Below are 21,740 nucleotides of genomic sequence, written 5' to 3'. Positions count from 1 at the left end.
CGCGTGAAGTGGGCTCTCGCCATCGCCGCCGTGCTGGCCGCGCCAGCGCTGGGCCTGCGCACCTCCGCGCGGGTCGAGCGCTCCGCGTCCGAGCTGCCCGCCGATGGGAGCGCCTCGATGAGCTTCCACGTCCAGCCGCGCTCGCTGCTGGGGCTCTCCGCGCCGCTGCTGCCCTCCACCCAGGCGAGCCTCTCGCTCTCTCCCTCCCTCGCGCGTGTCTCCTGTGGGGCGGGCGCGCATGGGCCCGTGTGCACCGTCGTCGCGGGCACCACGCCGGGCGAGGTGCGCGGCACCCTGCGGGTGGAGGATGTGCTCGGGCTGGTGACGGAGCTGCCGGTGGAGCTGCGCCTGCGGGCGGATGACTCCGACACGGACCAGGATGGCTTTCCGGACGCGGTCGAGCTGGACTCGGAGGACGACCGCCAGGCCTTCCGCCGCTGGTTCGTGACGCTGGCCGCCGCGCAGTACCCCACGCCCGACCCGCACTGGCCCGAGGTGCACCGCGACTGCGCCGGGCTGCTGCGCTTCGCCTACAAAGAGGCCCTCAAGGCCCACGGGGCGGGTTGGCGCAAGGGCCGCGAGCTCCACACGGCCTCCGCGCCGGACGTGCGCAAGTACCAGTACCCCGCCGTGCCCGTGCTCGGAGACAAGCTCTTCCGGGTGGCGGCCGGCGCCCATGACCCCCAGGGGCCGCTCGAGTCGGCCTTCAGCACGTCCGCCAGCGCGCGCTGGCTCCTGTCCGCCAACGTGGTGCGCATCCCCTCCGGGAGTGCCCTGCCGGGGGACCTGCTCTTCTTCGAGGATCCCGAGGCCCGCGGGATGTCCTATCACTCGATGGTGTACCTGGGTGACCTCGACGGGCTCGGGCCCGAGGTCGTCTACCACACCGGCCCCGACAGCCGGCCCGGCGGTTCCAGGGGAATCGTCAAACGGCTCAGGCTCGAAGACCTTTTGTCGCATCCGGACGAGAAGTGGCGCCCGCGCGACGACAACCCGCATTTCGTGGGGTTCCACCGATGGAAGATTCTCGACTGAAGTTGCTGCTCGCCGTGATGTGGGTGCTCGCCGCGCCGGACGCATCCGCTCGCGGGCGCTTCTACCTGTCCACGCAGACGGTGAGCGCTCCGGGCACCCAGCCCACGGTGAGCATCGAGGCCAGCGGCGTGCGCGCGCTCTCCATGCGCGTCTACCGCATCCCCGAGCCCGAGGCCTTCATGCTCGGGCAGACGGACCTGCACCGTCCGGTGACGCAGAACACCCTGCGCGACAAGCACCTCTTCACGGTGCTCACCGGCGGCTACCGCGCGGCGGCCACCTCGTTGCGCGAGCAGGTGCGCGACGCGGTGTCTCCCAAGGCGCGTGCCTCGGCGCTGGAGGTGCTCGAGCCGGCCAATGCCGGCCTGGCCAAGGCCCAGTCGGTCCCGGCCCGCGAGCAGGTCCGCATCCCGCTGCTCAAGGACTATCCGCTCGTCAGCTACTGGCGGGAGGACCTGGACGGCTCGGCCTCCAGATCGGAGCCGGCGGAGGAGAGCGGCGAGGACGGCGAGAGCTACTCGGGCCACGGCGGGAGCTGGATGCTGCGCACGCTGGCGCTGGGCGTGAAGGAGAGCGGCGTCTACCTGGTGGAGGGCGTGACGGGCGAGGACGTGGGCTACACGCTGGCGGTGGTGTCGCGCATCGGCCTGATGGTGAAGCAGGGCCCGGAGCGGACGGTGGCGCTGGCGGTGGATCAGACGACGGGCGCGGCGCTTTCGGGCGTGAAGGTGACGCTGTTCGACCAGGGCAAGCCGTACGCCGAGGGCGTCACGGACGGTGACGGCCTCTTCACGGCCAAGGTGAAGGCGGCCACGCAGACGCTGGCGCTCGCGCGCAAGGGCGAGGACGTGGCGCTGGCGGATGCCACCTTCTACTCGGGGGCGGCGAATGACCGGGTGGTGTACCTCTTCACGGACCGGCCGGTGTACCGCCCGGGGCACGAGGTGCACTTCAAGGGCATCATCCGCTCGCGCGCGGGCACCGCCTATGCTCCGCCGAAGGGGGGCAAGGCCGACGTGTCCCTGGTGGAGCCGGGCGGTACGGCGGTGGACTCGCTGGAGGTGGAGGTGGCCGCCAATGGCAGCTTCACCGGGCGTTTCGAGCTGCCGGGCAAGGAGACGCAGCCGGCGGCGGGTGTCTGGCGTATCCGCGCCGAGGTGGAGGGGGAGTCCTTCGAGGGTGAGTTCAAGCTGAAGGAGTTCAGCAAGCCGGAGTACCAGGTGAACGTGCAGCTCGGGCGGCCGTCGTACGTCCAGGGCGACGAGGTGTCGGGCCGGGTGCTGGCGCGCTTCTTCCACGGCGGCGTGCTGAAGAAGGGGGACGTGCAGCTCACCGTGTACCGCAGCCGCTTCTTCATCCCGGACTTCGCGGACGCGGAGGCGGACTTCTTCGTCTCCGAGGGCGAGCGCGCCTCGGCGGGGCGGGAGATCGTCCAGGAGCTGTCCGGCAAGCTGGACGCGAACGGGACGTACGCCTTCAGCTTCCCCACCGCCCGGGACGGCCAGGACTACACGTACTCCATCGAGGCCAAGGTGGTGGAAGACTCGGGCAAGACGGCCCGGGGCCAGAAGGTGGTGGACGTGACGGTGGGCCGCTTCTTCCTGTCGGCCCGGGCGGACAAGCTCGTCTACGAGCCGGGTGACGAGGTGTCGCTCCAGGTGGTGGCGCGCGACTACGCGGAGAAGCCGGTGGCCGCCCCCGTACAGGTGGAGGTGAAGTACCAGAAGCGCACGGGTGCCTCGGTGGCCCAGGCGGCTCTGCCCGCGCAGCAGCTCCAGGTGACGGCGTCCGCCACGGGAGGCCTGAACAAGCTGAAGCCCACCGAGCCCGGCGCCTACGTGGCCCACCTCACCACGAAGGATGATGCCGGCTCGGTCATCACCACCACCGTGCCCTTCTTCGTCACGCAGAAGGGCGGGGACATCCCCATGGCGAAGGGCGGGTTCGAGTTGTACTCGGACAAGCCCAGCTACAAGGTGGGCGACGAGGCGGTGGTGCTGGTGCGCGCCCCGTTCGACTCGGCCAGCGTGCTGCTGACGCACCAGGGGCTGGAGGTGCTCTCCAGCGAGGCGCTCGAGCTCAAGGGCTACTCGGCGGTGCTGCGCTTCAAGGTGACGCGGGAGATGTCGCCCAACATGTACGTGGGTGCCATGGCCATCTCCGCCGGACGCACCTTCCGCAAGGAGCTGCTGCTGCGGGTGCCGCCCACGGACCGGGTGCTCCAGGTGGAAGTGTCGGCGGACAAGGAGAAGTACGCGCCGGGCGACACGGGCACCTTCACGGTGTCGGTGAAGTCTCCGGACGGCAAGCCGGTGGCCAACGCCGACATCGCCCTGTCCGTCGTGGACGAGGCCATCTACGCCGTCTCCCCGGAGATCGCCCCCTCGTTGCCGGAGTTCTTCTTCCACCCGGTGCGCGACAACGTGCGCGGCACCAGCTCCACCACCTTCCGCTTCTATGGCTACGGCCGCAGCGTGCGCGAGCAGATGAGCCAGCTCGTGCGGCGCAGCCGCGCGGGCTTCGGTGACCTGAAGACGCTCTCGCGCAAGGTGCGCAAGGACTTCAAGGACACGCTGCTCTTCTCTCCCAACCTGGCCACCGGCCCGGACGGCAAGGCCCAGCTCAAGGTCGTCTTCCCGGACAACCTCACCACGTGGCGGGCCACCGCGCGCGTCATCACCGCCGACACCTCGGTGGGCTTCGGCGTGGGCAAGGCGCGTGTGCACCAGGACTTCCAGGTGCGCCTGGCCACCCCGCGCTTCTTCCGCGAGCGCGACACGCTTCAGCTCGGCGTTCTGCTGGAGAACTCCACCAGCCAGAAGGGCACGGCCACGGTGACGCTCGAGGCCACGGGCGTCGAGCTGACCGAGAAGCAGAAGACCGTCGCGGTGGAGGGCAATGATCAGGCGGTGGTGATGTTCCCCGTCCGGGTGGTGGGGGGGGAGGGCAAGGTGAAGCTGCGCGCCAACGGCACGCTGGGCAACCACTCCGACTCGGTGGAGCTGGAGGTGCCGCGGCTGGCCCACGGCGCGCTGCTCGGTGAGGCCGTCGTCGCCTCGCTGGCCGCCGACTCCACCGCGCCGGTGGACCTGGCCCTGGAGATTCCGGCCTCCGCCCACCCCGAGGCCTCGCGGCTGGCGCTCTACGCCAGCACTGGCATCGCTCCGGCCATCGAGAGTGCCCTGGACTACCTCGTGGGCTACCCGTACGGCTGCACCGAGCAGACGATGAGCCGCTTCGTGCCCAACCTCGTGGCGGTGAAGGCGTATGAGCAGCTCAAGCTGCCGCGCAAGCAGCGCCACGAGGAGCTGCCGAAGATGGTGATGGCGGGGGTGGCGCGGCTGCGCCAGCTCCAGCACGGCGATGGGGGCTGGGGCTGGTGGGAGGAGGACGAGACGGACGCGGCCATGACGGGCTACGTGGTGCAGGGCCTGGCCATGGCGCGCTCGCTCGGCTACGGCAACGAGGAGCTGGACCAGATGCTCACGCGGGGCCTGGCGAAGCTGTCCTCGCTCAGCACGGGGGACATGGAGGACGGACTCCGGGCACGTCTGCTCTACAACCTGGCGCTGGCGGGCAAGTCGTCGGACTCGATGCTCACCGCGCTCGCACAGAAGGTGCGCGAGCAGGTCGAGCTGTCCACCTACACCAAGTCGCTGGTGGTGCTCGCGCTGGCCGAGACGGGCAAGAAGGAAGACGCCGCCGCGCTGGCCGAGGAGCTCGAGCGCTCGGCCAACCGCGTCGGCGAGCTGGTGGTGTTCGGCGGCGGCGGGACGGAGCCCTGGTGGCGGGGCCGCATCCAGCCGGCCATGGCCACCTGGGATGGAGACCCCATCGAGACCACGGCCTCGGCGCTCCGGGCGCTCGCCCGCGTGCGTCCCGCGAGCCCGTTCATCGACGGCGCGGTGAAGTTCCTCCTGCAGCAGCGGCGCGAGGGCCACTGGCAGAGCACCCGTGACACGGCGGTGGTGGTGTCCGCGCTGGCCGACGTGCTCCCGCGCTTCGCCAGCCAGACGCGGGGCGCCACCGTGGCCGCGGTGCTGGATGGCCAGCCGCTCGGCGAGCGCACCTACTCCGGCGAGGACCTCTATGGCCCCGAGCTGATGGTGGGTGAGTCGCTGACGGTGAAGCCAGGGACGCACACCCTCCAGGTCGCGCGCCGGGGCGAGGGTGCCGGGCTGATGCTCGAGGCGCGGCTGTCGTACCTGGATGCCGGCGAGGGGTTGAAGGCGAGCAGCAGTGGTCTGACCATCACCCGCCGCTACCACCGCGTGGAGCGGGAGCAGGGCGGCGCGGGCATCCAGGAGACCCTCGAGCCGCTCGGCAAGAGCGCGGAGCAGGATGAGCTGCTCTTCGTCGAGCTGGAGGTCAACGCTCCGAACGCCGTGGAGTACGCGATGCTGGAGGATCCGCTCTGCTCCGGCTGCGAGGTGGAGGAGTCCGACGTGGGCCGCACGCCCGGAGGCAGGGATCTGCACCCCAAGGGCCTGCACCGCGAGGTGCGTGACGAGAAGGTGGTCTTCTTCGCGAGCGACCTGAAGGCGGGCAAGAACGTCTTCGGCTACATGATGACGCCGGGCTTCGCGGGCAACCTGCACGTGATGCCGGCCAGTGCCTCGCTCATGTACCACCCGCAGGTGCGGGGGACCTCGAACGAGCAGACGCTGCAGGTGGGAGGTGAGCCGTGAACGTCCGGACCTTGCTGCCGGTGCTGGCGTTGTTGCTCTGGGGGGCGGCCCCCGCCTGGGCCAACGACGCGCCCACGGTGACGCTCGCCACGCCGGCCGGGGGATGGACCTCGAACCGGGTGGCGCGCATCACCGGCACCATCTCCGACACCTCGTTGCGCGTCGGCACGCTCTCCATCAACGGCACCGAGCGGCCGTTGCCCCTGCGAGGCGGCGCGTTCGATCTCTCGCTCGTGCTGTCGCCGGGGATGAACGTGATTGAAGTGTCGGCGGCCAATGGGGCGGGCGTGGGCCGCGCCAAGGTGTCGGTGTTCGCCAAGGTGCCGAAGATCGATCTGCGCGTGGTGCTCTCCTGGGACACCGACGAGACGGACCTCGACCTGCACGTGGTGGAGCCCTCGGGCGAGGAGTCCTGGTACGGGCACAAGGAGACCGCGAGCGGCGGCTCGCTCGACGTGGACGTGACGACGGGCTACGGGCCGGAGATCTACACCCAGGCCAATTCACAGACGGGCACCTACAAGATCCTGGTGGACTACTTCTCCGACCACGGCAACGCCCAGACCGAGGTGAAGGTGGACGTGCTCCTCCACGAGGGCACCGACCGCGAGGAGCGGCACACCTTCCGTCACATGCTGACCCGCACGGGCGGCAAGTTCGAGGTGGGAACCTTCACGGTGAAGGCCGCCCGGGTCGTGGAGTAACCCTCGTGCCCCTGGGACTGTTGCTGGTGCTCGCCGTGGCCGGGGGCACGCCCGGACCAGGCACCCGGCTGGCCGAGCGCGCCGAGGCCCTGCTGCCGGACGAGGATGACGCGGCGGCGGTGATGGACCTGGCCACCGGCGAGCTGGTGCTGGCCCATCACCCCGCCGTCCTCACGCGTGCCTTCCCGCCCGGCAGCGTGCTCAAGCTGGCCAGTGCCTACGCGGCGCTCGACACCCACCGGCTGCCCGAGGAGCCGCTGCGCTGTAGTGGCCGCGCGGAGATTGGAGGCCGGGAGCGGACGTGCTGGCTGCACTCGGGCCATGGGCGCATCGAGCTGACGCGGGCGCTCGCCCTGTCCTGCAACATCTACTTCCACGCCCTGGGAGACGTGCTGGAGGGCGAGGAGCTGCTGCGCGCCCTGCGGGACTTCGGGCTCGGAAGGCCCACGGGGGCACTGCCCGGGGAAGAGGGGGGCGTGTTGCCCCAGGCGCTCTCGCGCGAGGACCGGATCCGCGTGGCGGCCGGGGACAGCGAGCGGGTGCAGGTGACGCCACTCCAGCTCCTCCAGATGGCGGCGGTGGTCGCGGGCCGGGGACAGGCGCGGAGCCTGGGCGGCCGGCAGGGGCCGCGCCTCGGGAACCTGGCGGCGGTGGAGGTACTGCGCGAGGCGATGCGGCAGGCGGCCGAGAGCGGCACGCTGGCGGCCACGCGGCTGGGGACGCTGGAGGGCGCGGGGAAGACGGGCACCGCGCGCTGGGACAAGGGCTGGCACACGCATGGCTGGTTCATCGGGTTCGCGCCCTTTCGCGCGCCGCGCTTCGCGGTGGTGGCCTTCGCCCGGGAAGGACGCGGAGCCCACCAGGCCGCGCAGCCGGGGACGGAATTGTTGAGCCTCGCGCTCGGGGGCGATGCGCCGGAGACCACGCCCTGGGAGCGCCCCCCGGGCCACCTGCGCGTCCGCGTCCTGGAGAAGCTGGGCCCGGTGCGTGTCCGGGTCATGACTGAAGGGGGGCGGCTGCGCTGCGATGGGAAGACACTGGAGCTGACGGGAGCCACGGCGGAGATAGATCAGGGCCTGTTGGACCTGGGCCGGCCGGACCGGCGCTGCCGCGAGCTCTACGCACCGGGCGAGGGCGTGGGGGTGCGGCTCGGTAACACCACGCGGCGGTACCGGGGCGCGCTGCGGGCCACCGTGCTGGATGGACAGATCGCCCTGTTCAACGAGCTGTCCGTGGAGGACTACCTCCGGGGCGTGGTGGGCAGCGAGCTGGCCGGGAAGCCGGAGGCGCTCAAGGCCCAGGCCGTCGTTTCGCGCACCTATGCCCTCGCCGGGCGCAACCGGCACGAGCGGGCGGGCTACGACGTGTGCGATCTCACCCACTGCCAGCTCTACCGGGGCCGGGAGGACGAGCGCGCCGAGGTGGACAAGGCGGTGGAGGCCACGCGGGGCAGGGTGCTCCGGGGACGCCAGGCGCGTGAGCCACTGGCGCCGGCCTATTTCCATTCGAGCTGCGGTGGCGCCACGAGCACGGCCGCGAGTGTCTTCGGCGCGTCCGAGGCCTCCAGCGCGGTGGCGGATCGGGTGGGCACGTCCGGGCCGCTGTGCGCCGGCTCACCGCACCACCGCTGGCACTTCGAGGTGTCGCGGCAGGAACTCGCCCGGGCGCTGGGGATTGCCGCCGAGGGCCCGGCTTTCGAGGTGCTGCGCGAGGACAACGGGGGCCGGGCGCTGGAGGTGCGCACGTTCGGCGTGCGCCTGTCGGGCGAGGCCTTTCATGCCCGGGTGGGCCGGGCGCTGGGCTACCAGACGTTGAAGAGCCTCGCGGTGAGCGCGCGCGAGGTGGGCGGGAAGGTGCGCTTCGAGGGGCGGGGACTCGGCCACGGGGTGGGGCTGTGCCAGTACGGCGCCACGGAGTTGGAGCGGCGCGGGTACGGGTACGAGAAGATCCTGAAGCACTACTTCCCGGAGCGTACGCTTGGCGAGCCCCCTCTTTAGCGTGGTGATGAGCGCGGTGCTCGCGGCCGAGGTGCAGGTGGGCGCCACGGTGGTGCGGCACGAGGAGGGTGAGGAGGGCGTGGCCACGCGGGTGGCGCGGGCGCTGGAGCGGGCGCGCCAGTCGCTGCCGCCCTTCGTGGGGACGGAGGTGCTGGAGGTGCGGGCGGTGCTGTCCGAGTCGGTGGAGGCGTTCAGCGCGCGCACCGGCCTGCCGCGCACCGCCGCGGCCGGAGTGGTGGAGGACGAGGTGCTCTTTCCGCCCGCGCGGGTGGTGGATCGGATGGAGGACCTGAGCGCGCTCACGCGGCACGAGGTGGCGCATCTGGCGTTGATCTCCCATGCGGGGCCGGCGCTGCCTCGCTGGTTCGTCGAGGGGTTCGCCACGGCGCTGGTGGAGCCGGGACCCACCGCGAGCGGGCCGGAGGACTGCCGGGCCCTAACGGCGGAGCTGCTGGAGGTGCGTCCGGAGGCGCGGGAGCGGGCCTATGCGCGGGCGGCGGCGCTCGCCCGGCGGATCGCGCGCGAGGCCGGTGGAGTGGAAGCGCTGTGGAAGCGGCTCGACTCGAGGCCGGATGCCCGCGCGTTCTGGCGGATGCGGCTGGGAGACAGAACAGTCAAGGAGCACGCCTGCGCGGCCTCTCCTTGACCTACGCCCAATGTGGCCGGTGCAGGATCCGCACGGCCATGCACGCGATGTTCGCCCCCGTCCCGGTACCGAGCAGCAGGAGGTTGTCCCCCTCGTTCAGCTCGCCCGAGACGAGGAGGTGATCCAGCGAGAGCACCTGGTCGCTGGCACCGACGTGTCCGATGGTGCGGCCGTACTCCCAGGTCAACCTGGATATGGGCAGTCCCAGTGGGACCGCGGCGCGTTCCCGCACCCGCTCCTCGGACCAGTTGACGAAGGCGATCCGGGTGATCTCCGACATGTCCAGGCTCGCCTCCCGGAGGGTCTTGTCGACGACCTCCAGCATGGTTCTGGAGACCAGCGTCGCCATTTCCCGCGGGTCCACGCGCGTGGTCGACAGCCACTGCTCCTTGGCCTTCCCGAGGTCGAGACCGGTGTCCAGGGTTGCCTCCGGCGGGAACAGGGGGATCGCGCCCCGGTGCCTGTCCTCGAACTGGGGCAGTGTCACCGAGTTGATCGCCTCCAGGCGTGCGAAACCGCTCTTCCGGGTGAGCAGCAGCGCGCACGCACCGTCACCGAGCGGGGCGTGCGGGGTGGACCGCCAGCGGTCGATCTTCGGGGTGTTGTAGTTGTCCGCCGAGGTGATCAGCGAAGCGGTGTGCTCGGGTGACGCCATCAGGTGGGCCGCGGCCAGTTCGCAGGCGCAGAACATGCCCATGCAGGCCTGCTTGATTTCCGCCGCGGTCGCCTGTCCGGAGCCGGTGTGCCGCTGGACGTAGTACTGGGGACACCAGCCGTGGGGTCCCTGGTACCAGGTGCTGACGTACAGGAGGAGGCTCAACGCCGCCGGGTCCTGGCCGGCGCGCTGCATCGCCTGCCGGCTCGCCCGGAGCGCCATCTCCGGCGCGGGGAGGTCGCCCGCCACCGTGACGCTCTGGATGCCGTACCGCCTGGCCTCGGCCTCGCCCACGAGTCCCTGGGCCACGGCCCGCTCGACGGGCACCCGCTCGGGGAGATAGGCCCCGGTCGCGCTGATGAATACGCCTGGTGTCTTCATGAGATGTCCCTGTCCGCCCAGTACGGTGCGCGCAGCTCCCGCTTGAGCAATTTGCCGGTGGGCGCCTTGGGCAACCGGGCGACGAACTCCACCGAACGTGGTTTCTGATAGGAGGCCAGGTGCCTGCGGGCGACGTCGATGATGTCCTCCGCTGTCGCCGTCTGGTCTGGCTTGAGCACCACGAAGGCCTTCACCGACTCTCCCCACTGCTCGTCGGGCACCCCGATCACGGCGCATTCCAGCACCGCCGGGTGTCTGCCAATCGCCTCCTCCACCTCGACGCTGTAGATCTTCTCCCCCCCCGAGATGATCATGTCCTTGAGCCGGTCGACGATGTACAGGTAGCGCTCGTCGTCCCAGGTGGCCACATCGCCGGTCCGCATCCACCCGTCGCGGAAGGTGGCCGCGGTCAGGTCCGGCCGCCGGAAGTAGCCGAGCATGTTGGCCGCGCCGCGGACCACGATCTCGCCGGGAGTCTTGCGGTCGCGCGGCACGTCGTGGCCGTCCGCGTCGACGACCCGGATGCGGGTGCCGAAACCCTCGCGGCCACAGGAGCGCAGCCGGTGCGGGTGGACACCCCGCAGGGCGTCGCGGTGGTCCTCCTGGGACAGGAAGGACATGGTTACCCCTTCAGTCTGCCCGTAGCCCTGGATCAACCCGCACGGGAAGGACTCCGCCACCGCGCGCACGATGGCGCTGGGCATCGGGCCGCCGCCGTACTGGATGTTGCGCAGACTCGACAGGTCGTAGTTGCCGAACCCCGGCACCGCCAGCATCCAGTTGAGCATCGTGGTGATGCCGAGAAACGCCGAGACCCGCTCCTGCTCGATGACTTCCAGCGCCTGCCGGGCATCGAAGTTCATCAGCACCACGGGGCAGCCGTGGGCCAGGTAGTTCATCGAAAGCACCACGGGGATGTGGAACATCTGCCCGGTGAGCATGTAGACGTCCGAGGGGACGATCCGCTCCGCCACCGTCTGGTTGAGCATCCCGGCGGTCACACTGCGATGCGTGTGCACCACGCCCTTGGCCATTCCGGTCGTGCCGCCGGTGTAGAGGATGAAACAGGGGTCGTCCTCTTGGACCTGTTCGCTCCAGGGCGGTTCGGTATCCGGCGCCGAGGCGATGAGTTCCTCGTAGCCGCCATCCCCATTGAGTCCACAGTAGAGCAGGCGCACCAGGTCGACCGCCCGGCCCAGCTCCCCGGCCACGTGCCGGAACTCGGCCGAGGCGACCAGGACGGCGGGTTCGGCTTCGGCGACGAGCGTGCGCAGCGCCTCGGTGGACAGCCGCCAGTTGAGCGGTTGCAGCACCAGGCCCGCGCGGCCCACCGCGAAGTAGAGCTCCTGGTACTCGATGCTGTTGCGGCTGAGCACGGCCACCCGATCACCGGAGCGCAGGCCCAGTGCCCGCAGGCCGTTGGCCAGCCTGCGCACCCTGGAGTCCAAGGTGGCCCAGTCGATGCGCCGCTGGTGGGTGATGTCGACCAGGGCGGTCCGCCGGGGAGTGAGGGCCGCCCACTTGGCGGGGAGCAGTCCGAGGTTCATCGAGGGAGCCGGCCCTCAGCGGGGAGGTCGAGTTCGATGTGCCGGGCGCGCAACCGCCAGGACTCCCCGGCCTGGACCACCTCGTCGGTGTACGTGCCGGTGGCCAGCACCTCGAGCTGCACGCCCCGCACCGAGATCAGTGTCACGTAAGACCGCGCGGTGGCCGTGCCGGGACCGGAGAGATCAACGACCAGGTTCGTGCATACGTGCCGCCTGCGGTCGTCCTGCGCCGCGGCGGAGTCCCGCATCAGGCGCATGATCTCCGTGTGTCCCCGGAACGGTCCGGCCAGGTCGCCGCCGGCGACTCGCAGGGACAGCGTCGCGTCCGGGGTGAAGCACTCGACGAGTGCGTCCCAGTCGCGGGTGTCGTAGGCCCACGCGTACCTCGCCACCAGGTCGGAGATGGACTCGCGAGCGGACATCACCACGTGCTGACCTCGACCGGGATCGGCGGATGGCGAGGTCTTGCTGATGCCTTTGGGCATGGTCTTGTCTCGTTTTCTCTTCCGGAGAAGGCAGCCGATATCCCTGTCGAGGGTAGGGAGTCACACCTCGGAAGAGAACACTCGGAAGCCCATGAAAATACTCACCCGAAAGAGGGAGCGAGCCCTCACCCTCCTGGAGCCAGCGGAGGAGCGGCGCCGTGGGAGCCCGCGGCGCCATGCAACCTGGCGGAGTGTCATCCGCTGGGCCGTGTCACGGCGCGAAGCGGAAGCTCTCGTTCGTCGTCCAGCCGCACGGCCACTGGATCAGCAATCCGCCGTCGTCCATGGAGCCGCCTGCGATGTCCAGGCATTGGTTGCTGTGCTTCGCCTGGATCGCGAAGTACTCGTTGCCGTACGGGAGCAGGCGGAAGCGCTGGTTGTCGCCGCCGTTGCAGATGTGCTGGACGACGTTCGTGCCGGCCGTCATGGATGCTCCGGCCACGTCCATGCACTTGCCGCTGTGGCGTGCGCGCAACGTGAAGTACCCGTCTCCCGTCGACTCGAGCAGCCATCGCTGGTTGTCCACGCCCCGGTTGGAGAACTGGGTGAGCTTCTCCCCATCGCTGGTGCTCGCCCCGGGGACATCGATCACCTTGCCACTGTGCTGGAGGTAGATGGCGGTATGGTCCGTGCCCGCCGGGTCGTTCTGGAAGGGCATGTTCTCACCGAGGGAAGACCGGCCGCAGCCGTCCTTCCCGCAGCCGCGCATCGACCGCAGGTCTCCCGTTTGTTCGATCGGATGGCCGATACCATCGAAGCAACCCGAGCCCGTGCAGTTCATCCACGCGGGCGAGTTGCCGCCCCGGGTGAGGGGCACGAGGTTGTTCCAGGTATCCATGTGGTAGTCGTTGCCGCCGGGATTGCGAAAATCCTCGAAGTAGAGGCAACCGCCCGAGCCCCCGGAGTCGTGGTAGGTGCCGTGGGCGTTCTTTCCGACGTAGCCGATGGGATGCGTGCCCTCCACGGTCTCGAACGAACCGGCTTCGCGGCTGTACCACCCGCCGTGCTGGTAGAACGCGACCCGGCTCAGCCGCCCATCGACGACCAGGACCGCCACCGATTCCCAATCCGCGGCGTGCGAGCCCGAGCTGACGAAGCACGTGCTCTGCCACGCATAGAAGTACCAATAGCGGATGAGCACCGTGTTCGTCCCCACCTGGGTGGCGATGTAGTAGGCGGGGATCCGGTTGTTCCGAATCGTCGAATAGTCCTTGTTGCAGAGCGACACGGGGGAGGCGCCTTGCGCGCGTTGCTCGAAGTACGTGGCCGCGTCGCTCGGAAAGCACTTGCTCTGCTCGCCGGAGCCCGTGGTGGTCTCCTGATCGAAGCGAAGGCGAGGCGCGTACCGGGCCGCCATCGCGCTCAGGTCGAAAGACGGCCCGCCGTTGTCCGCCTGGCAGAGGTAGAGCTGCTTGTTGTCACAGTAGCGATCCCAGCATCGGGCGCCCGCGAGGTACATGGACTCCGGGGCCACGAACGTCCCGCCGCTCTCTTCGGAGATGGACTCCGTCCAGTAGCAGTTCGAGCGCACGCCGCCGTTGTCGAGCTGTGAGCACCGGAGGGCGATGCTGTCGCAGTAGTCGCCGGAGCAGCCCAGGCCCGTCACGAAGCCGTTGTTGCCGCACACCTGCTCGTGCGCGCCCTCCTCGGAGAAGGAGTCCGTCCACCAGCTGGTCGTCTGCGTATAGCCAGACTCCACGTTGAGCAGGCTCACGTTGTCGCAGTAGCGGCCGCTGCAACGCAGGCCGTGCGTCAGGAAGGCGGGGCCGCTCTCGATCGCGGACGCGCCATCGGTGGTCCACGGCAGCCAGTGAGGAGGATGGATCTCGGTATGGAAGTACGTGCCGCGCGCGTCGGCGGTGGGTACGCCGAACAGTTGGGGCTCGGTGACCAGGACGAACGTAAGCAGAGCGGCGCCGATCGCGGCGCCGATGTTCTTGATTTTCATGGTCATACGGTATTGCCAGATGGACGGCTCGCGCTACGGGCAGAGCTACGTCTTCACCGTGAAGTGAGGGAGCCACAGCACGAACCGCGCTCCACCCTCCGCCACGCGCTCGTGACGCAGGTCCGCTTTCATGCTCCGCGCCAACCTCCGGCAGAGGGCGAGTCCCAGCCCCACGCCCGGCGCCGTCTTCGCCGCCGTCTGCACGGACTTGGAGAAGGGCTCGAAGAGGCGCCGCGCCGTCACCGCGTCCACGCCGGGCCCGTGGTCCCTCACCACCAGGCCCACCCGGCCCCGGCGCCGCTCCACCTCCACGTGGATGCGCCGATCCACCGCCGGGGCCGCGTACTTGGACGCGTTGTCCACCAGGTTGAAGAGCACCTGCTCCACGGCGGAAGGGTCCGTCAGCACCGTGACGCCCGCCGGCACGTCCACGCACAGCTCCATGTCCGCCTGAGCCGCCCGCTGCGCCAGCCGCTCCTCCATCCGTCCCACCATGGAGCGCACGTCCACCGGCTCCAGCCGGGCCGGCGCCCGCCCGCGCTCGATGCGGGCGTAGGCCAGCACGTTCTCCACCAGGTGGCTCAGCCGCTCCGCCTCGCGGTGGAGGATGTCGAAGTACTCCTGGCGGCGGGCCTCGTCCGGGACCATGCCCGCCGCCAGCATCTCCGTGTACATCCGGAACGTCGTCAGTGGCGTGCGCAGCTCGTGCGTCACCGCGGAGACGAACGCGCCCCGCCGCTCGCTCAGCGCCACCACGCCCACCAGGAGCGCCACCACCGCCGCGCCCGCCAGCAGCACGCCGCTCCACGCCACCGTCAGCACCACCGGCAGCGAGGAGATGGACGCCGTGTCGTACCCGCCCGGCAGCTGTCCCGGCACCAGCCGCACCGGCAGCGCCGCCAGCATCCGGCCATCTCCGTGCGTCGGCCTGCCCGTGACGGGCTCCAGCGTCGCGGAGGGCAGCAGATCTCCCAGCTGTCCCACCAGCCACGTGCGCAGCGAGGGCCAGTCCAGCCAGCAGCCCTGGATGTACTCCCGCCCGTCCAGCCGGACGCGCCGCGCCAGGAGCAACGTGTCCCCCACCCAGAGGGCCCGCATCGCGTCGCCGTCCCCCGGCTGGCTCCGCACGGGGGCGCGTTGGAGGTTGTCCTCGTAGGCGTTCGAGTTGGACCCGCTCATCCCCCGGAGGGCCTGACTCGCGCTCCGGGAGCGGGCGCTGAACTCGCTCACGTTCTTCGCCACCTGGGAGACCTCGGCGAGCGTGCTCTCGTAGCGCACCTTGGGCTCGGGACGCCGGACCTGCGGGGGCGGGTTGCTCAGGGCCCGCCGGAGGTCCGTACCGCCCAGGAGGCCGCGCAGCTTCCCCAGTCGATCCTCCAGCGTGGCCAGCTCGGACGCGGGCAGCGTGGCGCCCACCGACTCGCGCAGCCCGGGTCCCACCACCTGGGGCGAGGACACCGTCCCATCCGAGGCCACCTGGAAGTGGAGCAACACATGCTCCGGGAGAGGGGACAGCAGCGGTGAGGCCAGCAGCGCCTCGCCTCGCGGCATGGGACGCAGCTTCGGGTCGAGCACCCCGCGCGCCGCGGACACGGGACGGTACGCCTCCGGGGCCACCGCGCTCTCGCGGGCCACCAGCGGCAGCAGATCCGAGTCCAGCCGCCACAGCGCCAGCCGCGCGTTCTCCTCGCGCGCCGCGCTCTCCCGGGCCTGACGATCCGCGCGATCCAACCGGAGGGCGAAGGCAGACAGCGCCACCACGCCCGCCAGCGCCAGGCACAGGCACGCGCTCACGGCGATCCAGATGCGCCAGGAGCGAATCACGAGGCGGCGCCTCGCGTGGCGAACATGTAGCCCTTGCCACGGACGGTGAGGATGACGCGGGGCTCCTCGGAGTCGTCCCGGAGCTTTTCCCTCAAGCGCGCCATGGTCATGTCCACCGTGCGCGTCTGCACGCCCCGGGCGGGCAGGTGCCACACCCGCTCCAGCAGCTCCTCGCGGGAGATGGCGCGCCCGGCGTTGTCACCCAGGTAGCGCAGCGCGTCCGCCTCACGCTCGGACAGGTCCACCCGTGAGCCATCGTCGAAGCTCAGCTCGCGCCGCTCCACCTCGAAGTGTCCTCCCGGGAAGTCGATGCGGCCCGTCCCCGTGGGCCGCTCGGCCGAGCGCCGGAGCACCGCGCCCGCCCGGGCCAGCAGCTCCCGCACCGAGAAGGGCTTCACCACGTAGTCGTCGGCGCCGAGCTTCAGGCCGTTGACCCGGTCCTCTTCCTGACCCCGGGCGGTGAGGATGATGACGGGGAGGGTGGGGCGGCTCTTGCGCACCGCCCGGAGCAGCTCCAGCCCGTCCCCATCGGGAAGGACCAGGTCCAGCAACACCAGATCGCACGGGGTGCGCTCGGCCAGCCGCTGTCCCTCCACGCGGGCCCCGGCCTCGAGCACCTCATAGCCCTCGAAGCGCAGGGCATCCACGATTCCACGCCGGATGGCGGGATCATCCTCCACGACAAGCACTCGGCGCGCGGCCATGACGGCATCCTACTCCAGCGTGAGGTGACGCTTCTTGGCTTCGCGCTCCACGACCTGGCCGATGGCCCCTTCCAGCGTGTCCGCTCCCGGCGCGGCCTGCTGCTCGCGCGCCTGGGCGAGGAACCGCTGGCGCTCGGCGTTGAGTGTCTGGATGCGCTGCTGGAGCCGCGTCCGCTCCTGCTCGCGCGCCTCCAGCCACGCCTTGCGGCCGGCGGCGTCCAGCCCGCGCATGGGCTCCGGCAGGTCCTCGGCCGGGACGGACGCCACGTCCACCTGGTTCTTCTTCACCGCGTCCACCAGGTCCCAGCTCTCGTTCGAGTAGTTGCGGGACGACTTGGCCACCGAGCGCGACACCATGCTGGCGATGGAGACACCGAGCGAGTTGTTGTCCTGCGCCTCCTGGCGCAACTGGCTCTTCCTGCCGGCGGTGCCGTAGGCGACGTACGTCTTGTTCAGCTCGACGCCTAGTTGGGCGATCTCCGCGTCCTGCGGCGCGGCGAGCTCCACCACGCGCTGGTTCTGGTCGATGTTCATGTAGCTGCCTTCGGCGAGCACCGCCGCGTCCTTCCATCTCCCGGCGACGCCCTGCTCGTAGTCGCCACAGTGGATGGTGTTGACGGTGATGCCGCGCTCGCGGGCGTTCCTCACCGCGGCATCGAAGTCGACGGGGCCCTGGGTGAAGGGCTCGTTGCCGGCGATGAAGACGAGCCGCATGGCGTCCGGGTCCTTGCTCCAGGAGAGCTGCGCGGAGGCGTCGCGGATGACCTCTCCGCAGTGCTCCGCGCTGCCGGACGTTCTCAGGGAGAAGAGGTGCTCGGAGAGCAGATCCAGGTCCGTGGTGAAGGGCAGCACCTGGCGGATCTGACTGGCGTTGGCGCCCAGCTCGGTGTTGCCGTACGCGTACAGGGCAATCTGGAGCTGCGGTGCCACGCCGTCGCGCTTCGCATGGGAGAAGCGGTTGACGATGTTCCACAGCTGCGAGCGGGCCTGGTCCAGCAGGCCGTCCATGCTGCCGCTGGTGTCCAGCAGGAGGGCAATCTGGATGACGGGCTGATTCGCGTCCGCCTTGGCGATGGGGGCCACGCGCACGGGGGCCGGCCCCATGGGCGGTGCCTCGGGTGTGACCGGAAGGAGAAAGGGCTGGTCCAGCAGGAGGGCGGAGACCGCGAGCACCGCGGCGGAGCCAAGGATGACGGGAAGCTTGAGTGCCGAGTTCATCGTGCGTCCTTTCGTACGTCGGTGCCCGATTGAGCACGCGGAGAACAGTACGAATGAAGGACCGCGCGGGGTGTAACCGGCTTGTAACCGGAGGTGACGGCGACGCCCGGAGTCCGGGGACGGACTGGTGCGGCTGACGATTCACGCCTCGGGTTGGCCAGCGGATGAAGCCTCATCGAGACAGAGAGCGTGCTCTCTCGAACATTGATGCAATGCGTTGCACGAAGCCCGCGAACGCGGCGGCCGTGAAATGTGAATTCAGTGCCTTGACCGTAAAGCAAAGAAGGGGTTCACATAGGTATGACCGTGGCCGTTGATGTCCAGCGCGCGGTCCCTTCCCCGACAACCGCAGGAGTCTTGTTCATGCCCCAGACGAGAGCAACGAGCGATTCGACGCGTTCCGGAATGTTAGCGCTCACATCGATGGCCCTGGCGGTGCTCACGCTCCTGCCGGCTCCGGCCTCCGCCGCCACCCCGGTGTACACGATGACCGCGTTCACGAACTCGAGTGAATCGAACATGTACGTGTACCAGTCCTATGACGGCACCCATTACGGATTGATGAAGGGGCCCGCCTATACACCTCCGTCGGGATTGATCCGCGACCCCAGCATCCTGCGACACACGGACGGGGTGTACTACGTGACGTACACCACGAACTGGGACGGCAATACGATTGGCTTCGCCAAGAGCACCGATCGCGTGAACTGGACCTTCATGCAGAACGTCACGCTTCCGACGGCGAATCTGCAGAACACCTGGGCGCCCGAGTGGTTCAAGGACAGCGACGGCAGTATCAACATCATCGTCTCGCTGCGCACCACGGGCACCAGCAACTTCACCCCCCATGTCATCAAGGCGCTCAACACCTCGCTGACCGCCTGGTCCAGCCCCGTCCCCCTGTCGGGCCTGGGGCCCAACTACATCGACACGTTCATCGTCAAGCTGGGCAGCACCTACCATGCGTTCACCAAGAACGAGACGAGCAAGTACATCGAGTACGCGACGGCTTCCAGCCTGACCGGACCCTACACCTTCAAGGGCACCGGAGATTGGGCGGGCTGGGGCAACTGGGTGGAAGGTCCGGCGCTGATCCAGTTGGACAATGGCTCCTGGCGGATCCTCTTCGACGGATACTCGTCCGGGAAGTACTACTACAGCGACTCGGCCAACACCTTCGCCTCCTGGTCGGCCAAGAAGGAGCTCCCCTCGCTCACGGGCTTCGTCCGTCACCTGACCGTGCTGAAGGAGCCGGGCCAGGCCGGTGACATCCGGCGCCTCCAGTCCTTCAACTTCCCGGACCGTTACGCCCGCCATTACAACTATCAGGCCCGCATCGAGGCGAACGTGTCTCCGGTCGAGGATTCGCGCTTCCGCATCGTTCCTGGACTGGCCGATGGCAACAGCGCCGTCTCGTTCGAGTCGGTCAACCTTCCCGGCTACTTCCTCAGACACAGCAACTACGTGCTGGTCCTGGCGCGCAATGATGGCACGGACCAGTTCAAGCAGGACGCCACCTTCCGGGATGTCGCGGGCCTGGCGAACCCGGCCTGGACGTCCTATCAGTCGTACAACGTTCCCGGCTCCTACATCCGCCACTCCAACTACACGCTTCGCATCGATCCCATCAACAGTTCGACCGGGCAGTCGGACGCGACGTTCAAGGAAGTCAGTCCGTAGGAAAGGAAGAACCTTCAATGGCTCAACGCTCATCCCTCCCGCAACTCGTGCTCTCCCTGGCCGTGGCGGCCCTGTCCCTGGGCCTCTCGGCGGGAACCGCCCTGGCTGCTCCCCCGAAGTATACGAACCCCCTGATTGCCCAGCGGGCAGACGCCCAGATCTTCAAGCACACCGACGGCTACTACTATTTCACGGCTTCCGTCCCGGAGTACGACCGGATCATCCTGCGGCGCGCGACGTCGATCCAGGGCCTGGCCTCCGCGGCGGAGACGGTGGTCTGGCGCAAGCATTCTTCCGGCGAGATGGCGGCGCACATCTGGGCGCCGGAGCTCCATTTCATCTCGGGCAAGTGGTACATCTACTTCGCGGCGGGTGCCTCCAACGACATCTGGAGGATCCGCATGTATGCCCTCGAGAACAGCAGTGCCAACCCGTTGACCGGGTCCTGGACCGAGAAAGGCATCATTTCCACGGGAGTGGATTCGTTCTCGCTCGATGCCACCACCTTCGAGCACAACGGCCAGCGATACATGCTCTGGGCGCAGTACAATCCAGACAGCAATGTGTACATCGCGAAGATGAGCAGTCCCACCACTCTGGCGGGCTCCCCGGTGCTGCTGACCCGGCCCGAGTACGCCTGGGAGACCCAGGGCTTCCGGGTCAACGAGGGCCCCGCGGTGCTCAAGAAGAACGGGAAGATCTTCGTCACCTACTCCGCCAGCAAGACCGATGACCGCTACTGCATGGGGATGCTGACGGCCTCCGACAGCAGTGATCTCCTCAATCCCGCTTCCTGGCGGAAGTCGCCAACGCCCGTGTTCACCAGCAACGTGAACACGAGCCAGTACGGCCCCGGCCACAACTTCTTCACCGTGTCCGAGGACGGCCAGAGCGACCTTCTCGTCTACCACGCGCGCCCCTACCAGCAGATCAACGGGGATCCGCTGTACGATCCGAACCGCCACACCCGCGTGCAGAAGATCTACTGGAACGCGGACGGGACACCGAACTTCGGAATTCCGCTGGCGGATGGGGCCACGTCCTTCCGGTTCAAGTCGTACAACCTGCCCAACTACGTGATCCGTCACTGGGAGTTCCGGGGCCGGCTCGAGACCAATGTGAATCCCTTGGCGGATTCGCAGTTCCGGCTCGTGCCGGGCCTCTCGGGCTCGGGAACGGTCTCGTTCGAGTCGGCGAACTTCCCGGGCTACTTCCTGCGGCACAAGAACTTGGAGGCCTGGGTGGAGAAGAGCGATGGCTCCACCTCGTTCAAGAACGATGCGTCGTTCTACCAGCGCTCCGGCCTGGCGAGCAGCACGGGCTCGTCGTTCGAGTCGTACAACTACGCCGGGCGCTACCTGCGCCACTTCAACTACCTGCTCTACGTCCAGCCGCTCTCCACCGCCACGGACAAGGCGGACGCGACGTTCATCGCGGATTGAGGGCCGGGCGGGATGGACCGCCGGGTACGCGCCACCGCGTGTGCCCGGCGGTCCGCGCTACTTCTGGCCGTAGTACGCGCTCGGTCCGTGCTTGCGCTCGAAGTGCTTGCGAATGAGCCGGTCGGGGAGACGCGCGGCTTCGGGATGAATCCCACGGGTGATGAAGGCCATCTTCGCGAGCTCCTCCAGCACGGCGGCGTTGTAGACCGCCTTCTCGGGGGTTTCTCCCCAGGCGAAGGGCGCGTGTCCGGCCACCAGCACCATGGGCGTGTGCAGGGGGTCGCGGTGGCGGAAGCATTCCAGGATCTGCTGGCCGGTCTCCATCTCGTAGTCGCGTTCCACCGCCTCGGCGCTCATGACCTCCGTGCAGGGCACGTCCTCGGCGAGGTGGTCGGCGTGGGTGGTGCCATAGATGGGGATGGGCTGGTGGGCCTGGGCCCAGCCGGTGGCATAGGTCGAGTGCGTGTGGACGATGCCCCCCACGCCCTTGAGGTTGCGGTACATGACGAGGTGGGTCCGCGTATCGGAGGAGGGCCGCAGGGTGCCGTCGACGATCCTCCCCTCGAGGTCCACCACCACCATGTGCTCCACCTGGAGCTGGTCATAGGGCACGCCGCTCGGCTTGATGGCGAAGACGCCCGCCCGGGCGTCCAGGGCGGAGACATTGCCAAAGGTATAGATGGCGAGCCCACGCCGCGGGATCTCCATGTTCGCCGCCCAGGCTCGTTCTTTCAGTGCGTGGTATTTCGATTCCATGGCGCCTCGATGCCGTCTGGGAAGGGTGCT

At 69.1% G+C, this 21,740-nt stretch carries 15 protein-coding genes; 7 read left to right on the top strand and 8 right to left on the bottom strand.

All coding sequences use genetic code 11. From position 1 onward, the window contains the following. Positions 1-3 precede the first annotated feature (3 nt). From F0U63_RS25305 to F0U63_RS25285, 5 genes are read left to right on the top strand one after another with little or no spacing between them, the layout of a single operon-like run. Positions 4-1,035 carry a DUF1175 domain-containing protein gene (locus tag F0U63_RS25305; protein ID WP_395833221.1) on the top strand — a complete coding sequence of 344 codons (1,032 nt, stop codon included), beginning with the start codon at positions 4-6 and terminating at the stop codon, positions 1,033-1,035. Then, positions 1,017-5,723, top strand: a complete 4,707-nt coding sequence (locus F0U63_RS25300; protein ID WP_395833219.1) for an alpha-2-macroglobulin family protein — start codon at positions 1,017-1,019, stop codon at positions 5,721-5,723. The genes F0U63_RS25305 and F0U63_RS25300 overlap by 19 nt, the downstream gene beginning before the upstream one ends. Continuing rightward, positions 5,720-6,427: a DUF2135 domain-containing protein gene (locus F0U63_RS25295; RefSeq protein ID WP_395833217.1), complete on the top strand. Its 708-nt coding sequence runs from the start codon at positions 5,720-5,722 to the stop codon at positions 6,425-6,427. The genes F0U63_RS25300 and F0U63_RS25295 overlap by 4 nt, the downstream gene beginning before the upstream one ends. Positions 6,428-6,432: 5 nt before the next feature. Next, positions 6,433-8,424, top strand: a complete 1,992-nt coding sequence (locus F0U63_RS25290) for a SpoIID/LytB domain-containing protein (protein ID WP_395833215.1) — start codon at positions 6,433-6,435, stop codon at positions 8,422-8,424. Further along, complete coding sequence (locus F0U63_RS25285) at positions 8,405-9,070, top strand: hypothetical protein (protein WP_395833213.1); 666 nt, start codon at positions 8,405-8,407, stop codon at positions 9,068-9,070. Before F0U63_RS25290 ends, F0U63_RS25285 begins: the two co-directional genes overlap by 20 nt. Before the next feature lies 1 nt (position 9,071). Here the strand turns inward: F0U63_RS25285 and F0U63_RS25280 are convergent, their stop codons facing one another. The 7 genes from F0U63_RS25280 to F0U63_RS25250 form a co-directional block, all read right to left on the bottom strand. Then, positions 9,072-10,106 carry a ketoacyl-ACP synthase III family protein gene (locus F0U63_RS25280; RefSeq protein WP_395833211.1) on the bottom strand — a complete coding sequence of 345 codons (1,035 nt, stop codon included), beginning with the start codon at positions 10,104-10,106 and terminating at the stop codon, positions 9,072-9,074. Further along, positions 10,103-11,653 (bottom strand): AMP-binding protein, encoded by a 1,551-nt coding sequence (locus F0U63_RS25275; protein WP_395833209.1) that lies wholly within the window; start codon positions 11,651-11,653, stop codon positions 10,103-10,105. Before F0U63_RS25275 ends, F0U63_RS25280 begins: the two co-directional genes overlap by 4 nt. After that, on the bottom strand, positions 11,650-12,138 hold the full coding sequence (locus F0U63_RS25270; protein WP_395833207.1) for a nuclear transport factor 2 family protein: 489 nt from the start codon (positions 12,136-12,138) through the stop codon (positions 11,650-11,652). The genes F0U63_RS25275 and F0U63_RS25270 overlap by 4 nt, the downstream gene beginning before the upstream one ends. A 211-nt stretch (positions 12,139-12,349) precedes the next feature. Then, entirely contained in the window at positions 12,350-14,092 is a 1,743-nt protein-coding gene (locus F0U63_RS25265; protein WP_395833205.1) for an RICIN domain-containing protein, read from the bottom strand. A 39-nt stretch (positions 14,093-14,131) separates the two neighbouring features. After that, positions 14,132-15,910, bottom strand: a complete 1,779-nt coding sequence (locus F0U63_RS25260; RefSeq protein ID WP_395833203.1) for a sensor histidine kinase — start codon at positions 15,908-15,910, stop codon at positions 14,132-14,134. Then, positions 15,907-16,614, bottom strand: a complete 708-nt coding sequence (locus tag F0U63_RS25255) for a response regulator transcription factor (protein ID WP_002631807.1) — start codon at positions 16,612-16,614, stop codon at positions 15,907-15,909. Before F0U63_RS25255 ends, F0U63_RS25260 begins: the two co-directional genes overlap by 4 nt. Before the next feature lie 9 nt (positions 16,615-16,623). Beyond that, on the bottom strand, positions 16,624-17,832 hold the full coding sequence (locus F0U63_RS25250; protein ID WP_395833200.1) for a VWA domain-containing protein: 1,209 nt from the start codon (positions 17,830-17,832) through the stop codon (positions 16,624-16,626). Between the two features lie 405 nt (positions 17,833-18,237). Here F0U63_RS25250 and F0U63_RS25245 point away from each other — a divergent pair, with 405 nt between their 5' ends. Then, positions 18,238-19,512 carry an AbfB domain-containing protein gene (locus F0U63_RS25245; protein WP_395833199.1) on the top strand — a complete coding sequence of 425 codons (1,275 nt, stop codon included), beginning with the start codon at positions 18,238-18,240 and terminating at the stop codon, positions 19,510-19,512. Positions 19,513-19,529: 17 nt separating this feature from the next. Further along, the gene (locus tag F0U63_RS25240; RefSeq protein ID WP_395833197.1) at positions 19,530-20,954 is read left to right on the top strand and encodes a family 43 glycosylhydrolase; all 1,425 of its coding nucleotides are present in this window, start codon (positions 19,530-19,532) and stop codon (positions 20,952-20,954) included. Positions 20,955-21,011: 57 nt separating this feature from the next. On the opposite strand, the gene araD is transcribed toward F0U63_RS25240, so the two are convergent. Continuing rightward, on the bottom strand, positions 21,012-21,710 hold the full coding sequence (gene araD, locus F0U63_RS25235) for an L-ribulose-5-phosphate 4-epimerase AraD (protein ID WP_395833195.1): 699 nt from the start codon (positions 21,708-21,710) through the stop codon (positions 21,012-21,014). Positions 21,711-21,740 lie beyond the last annotated feature (30 nt).

This window comes from Cystobacter fuscus (assembly GCF_044360685.1).
Classification (GTDB): domain Bacteria; phylum Myxococcota; class Myxococcia; order Myxococcales; family Myxococcaceae; genus Cystobacter; species Cystobacter fuscus_C.
The sequence above is the reverse complement of the archived record's forward strand: the minus strand, read 5'-3'. Positions and strand labels throughout refer to the sequence as shown.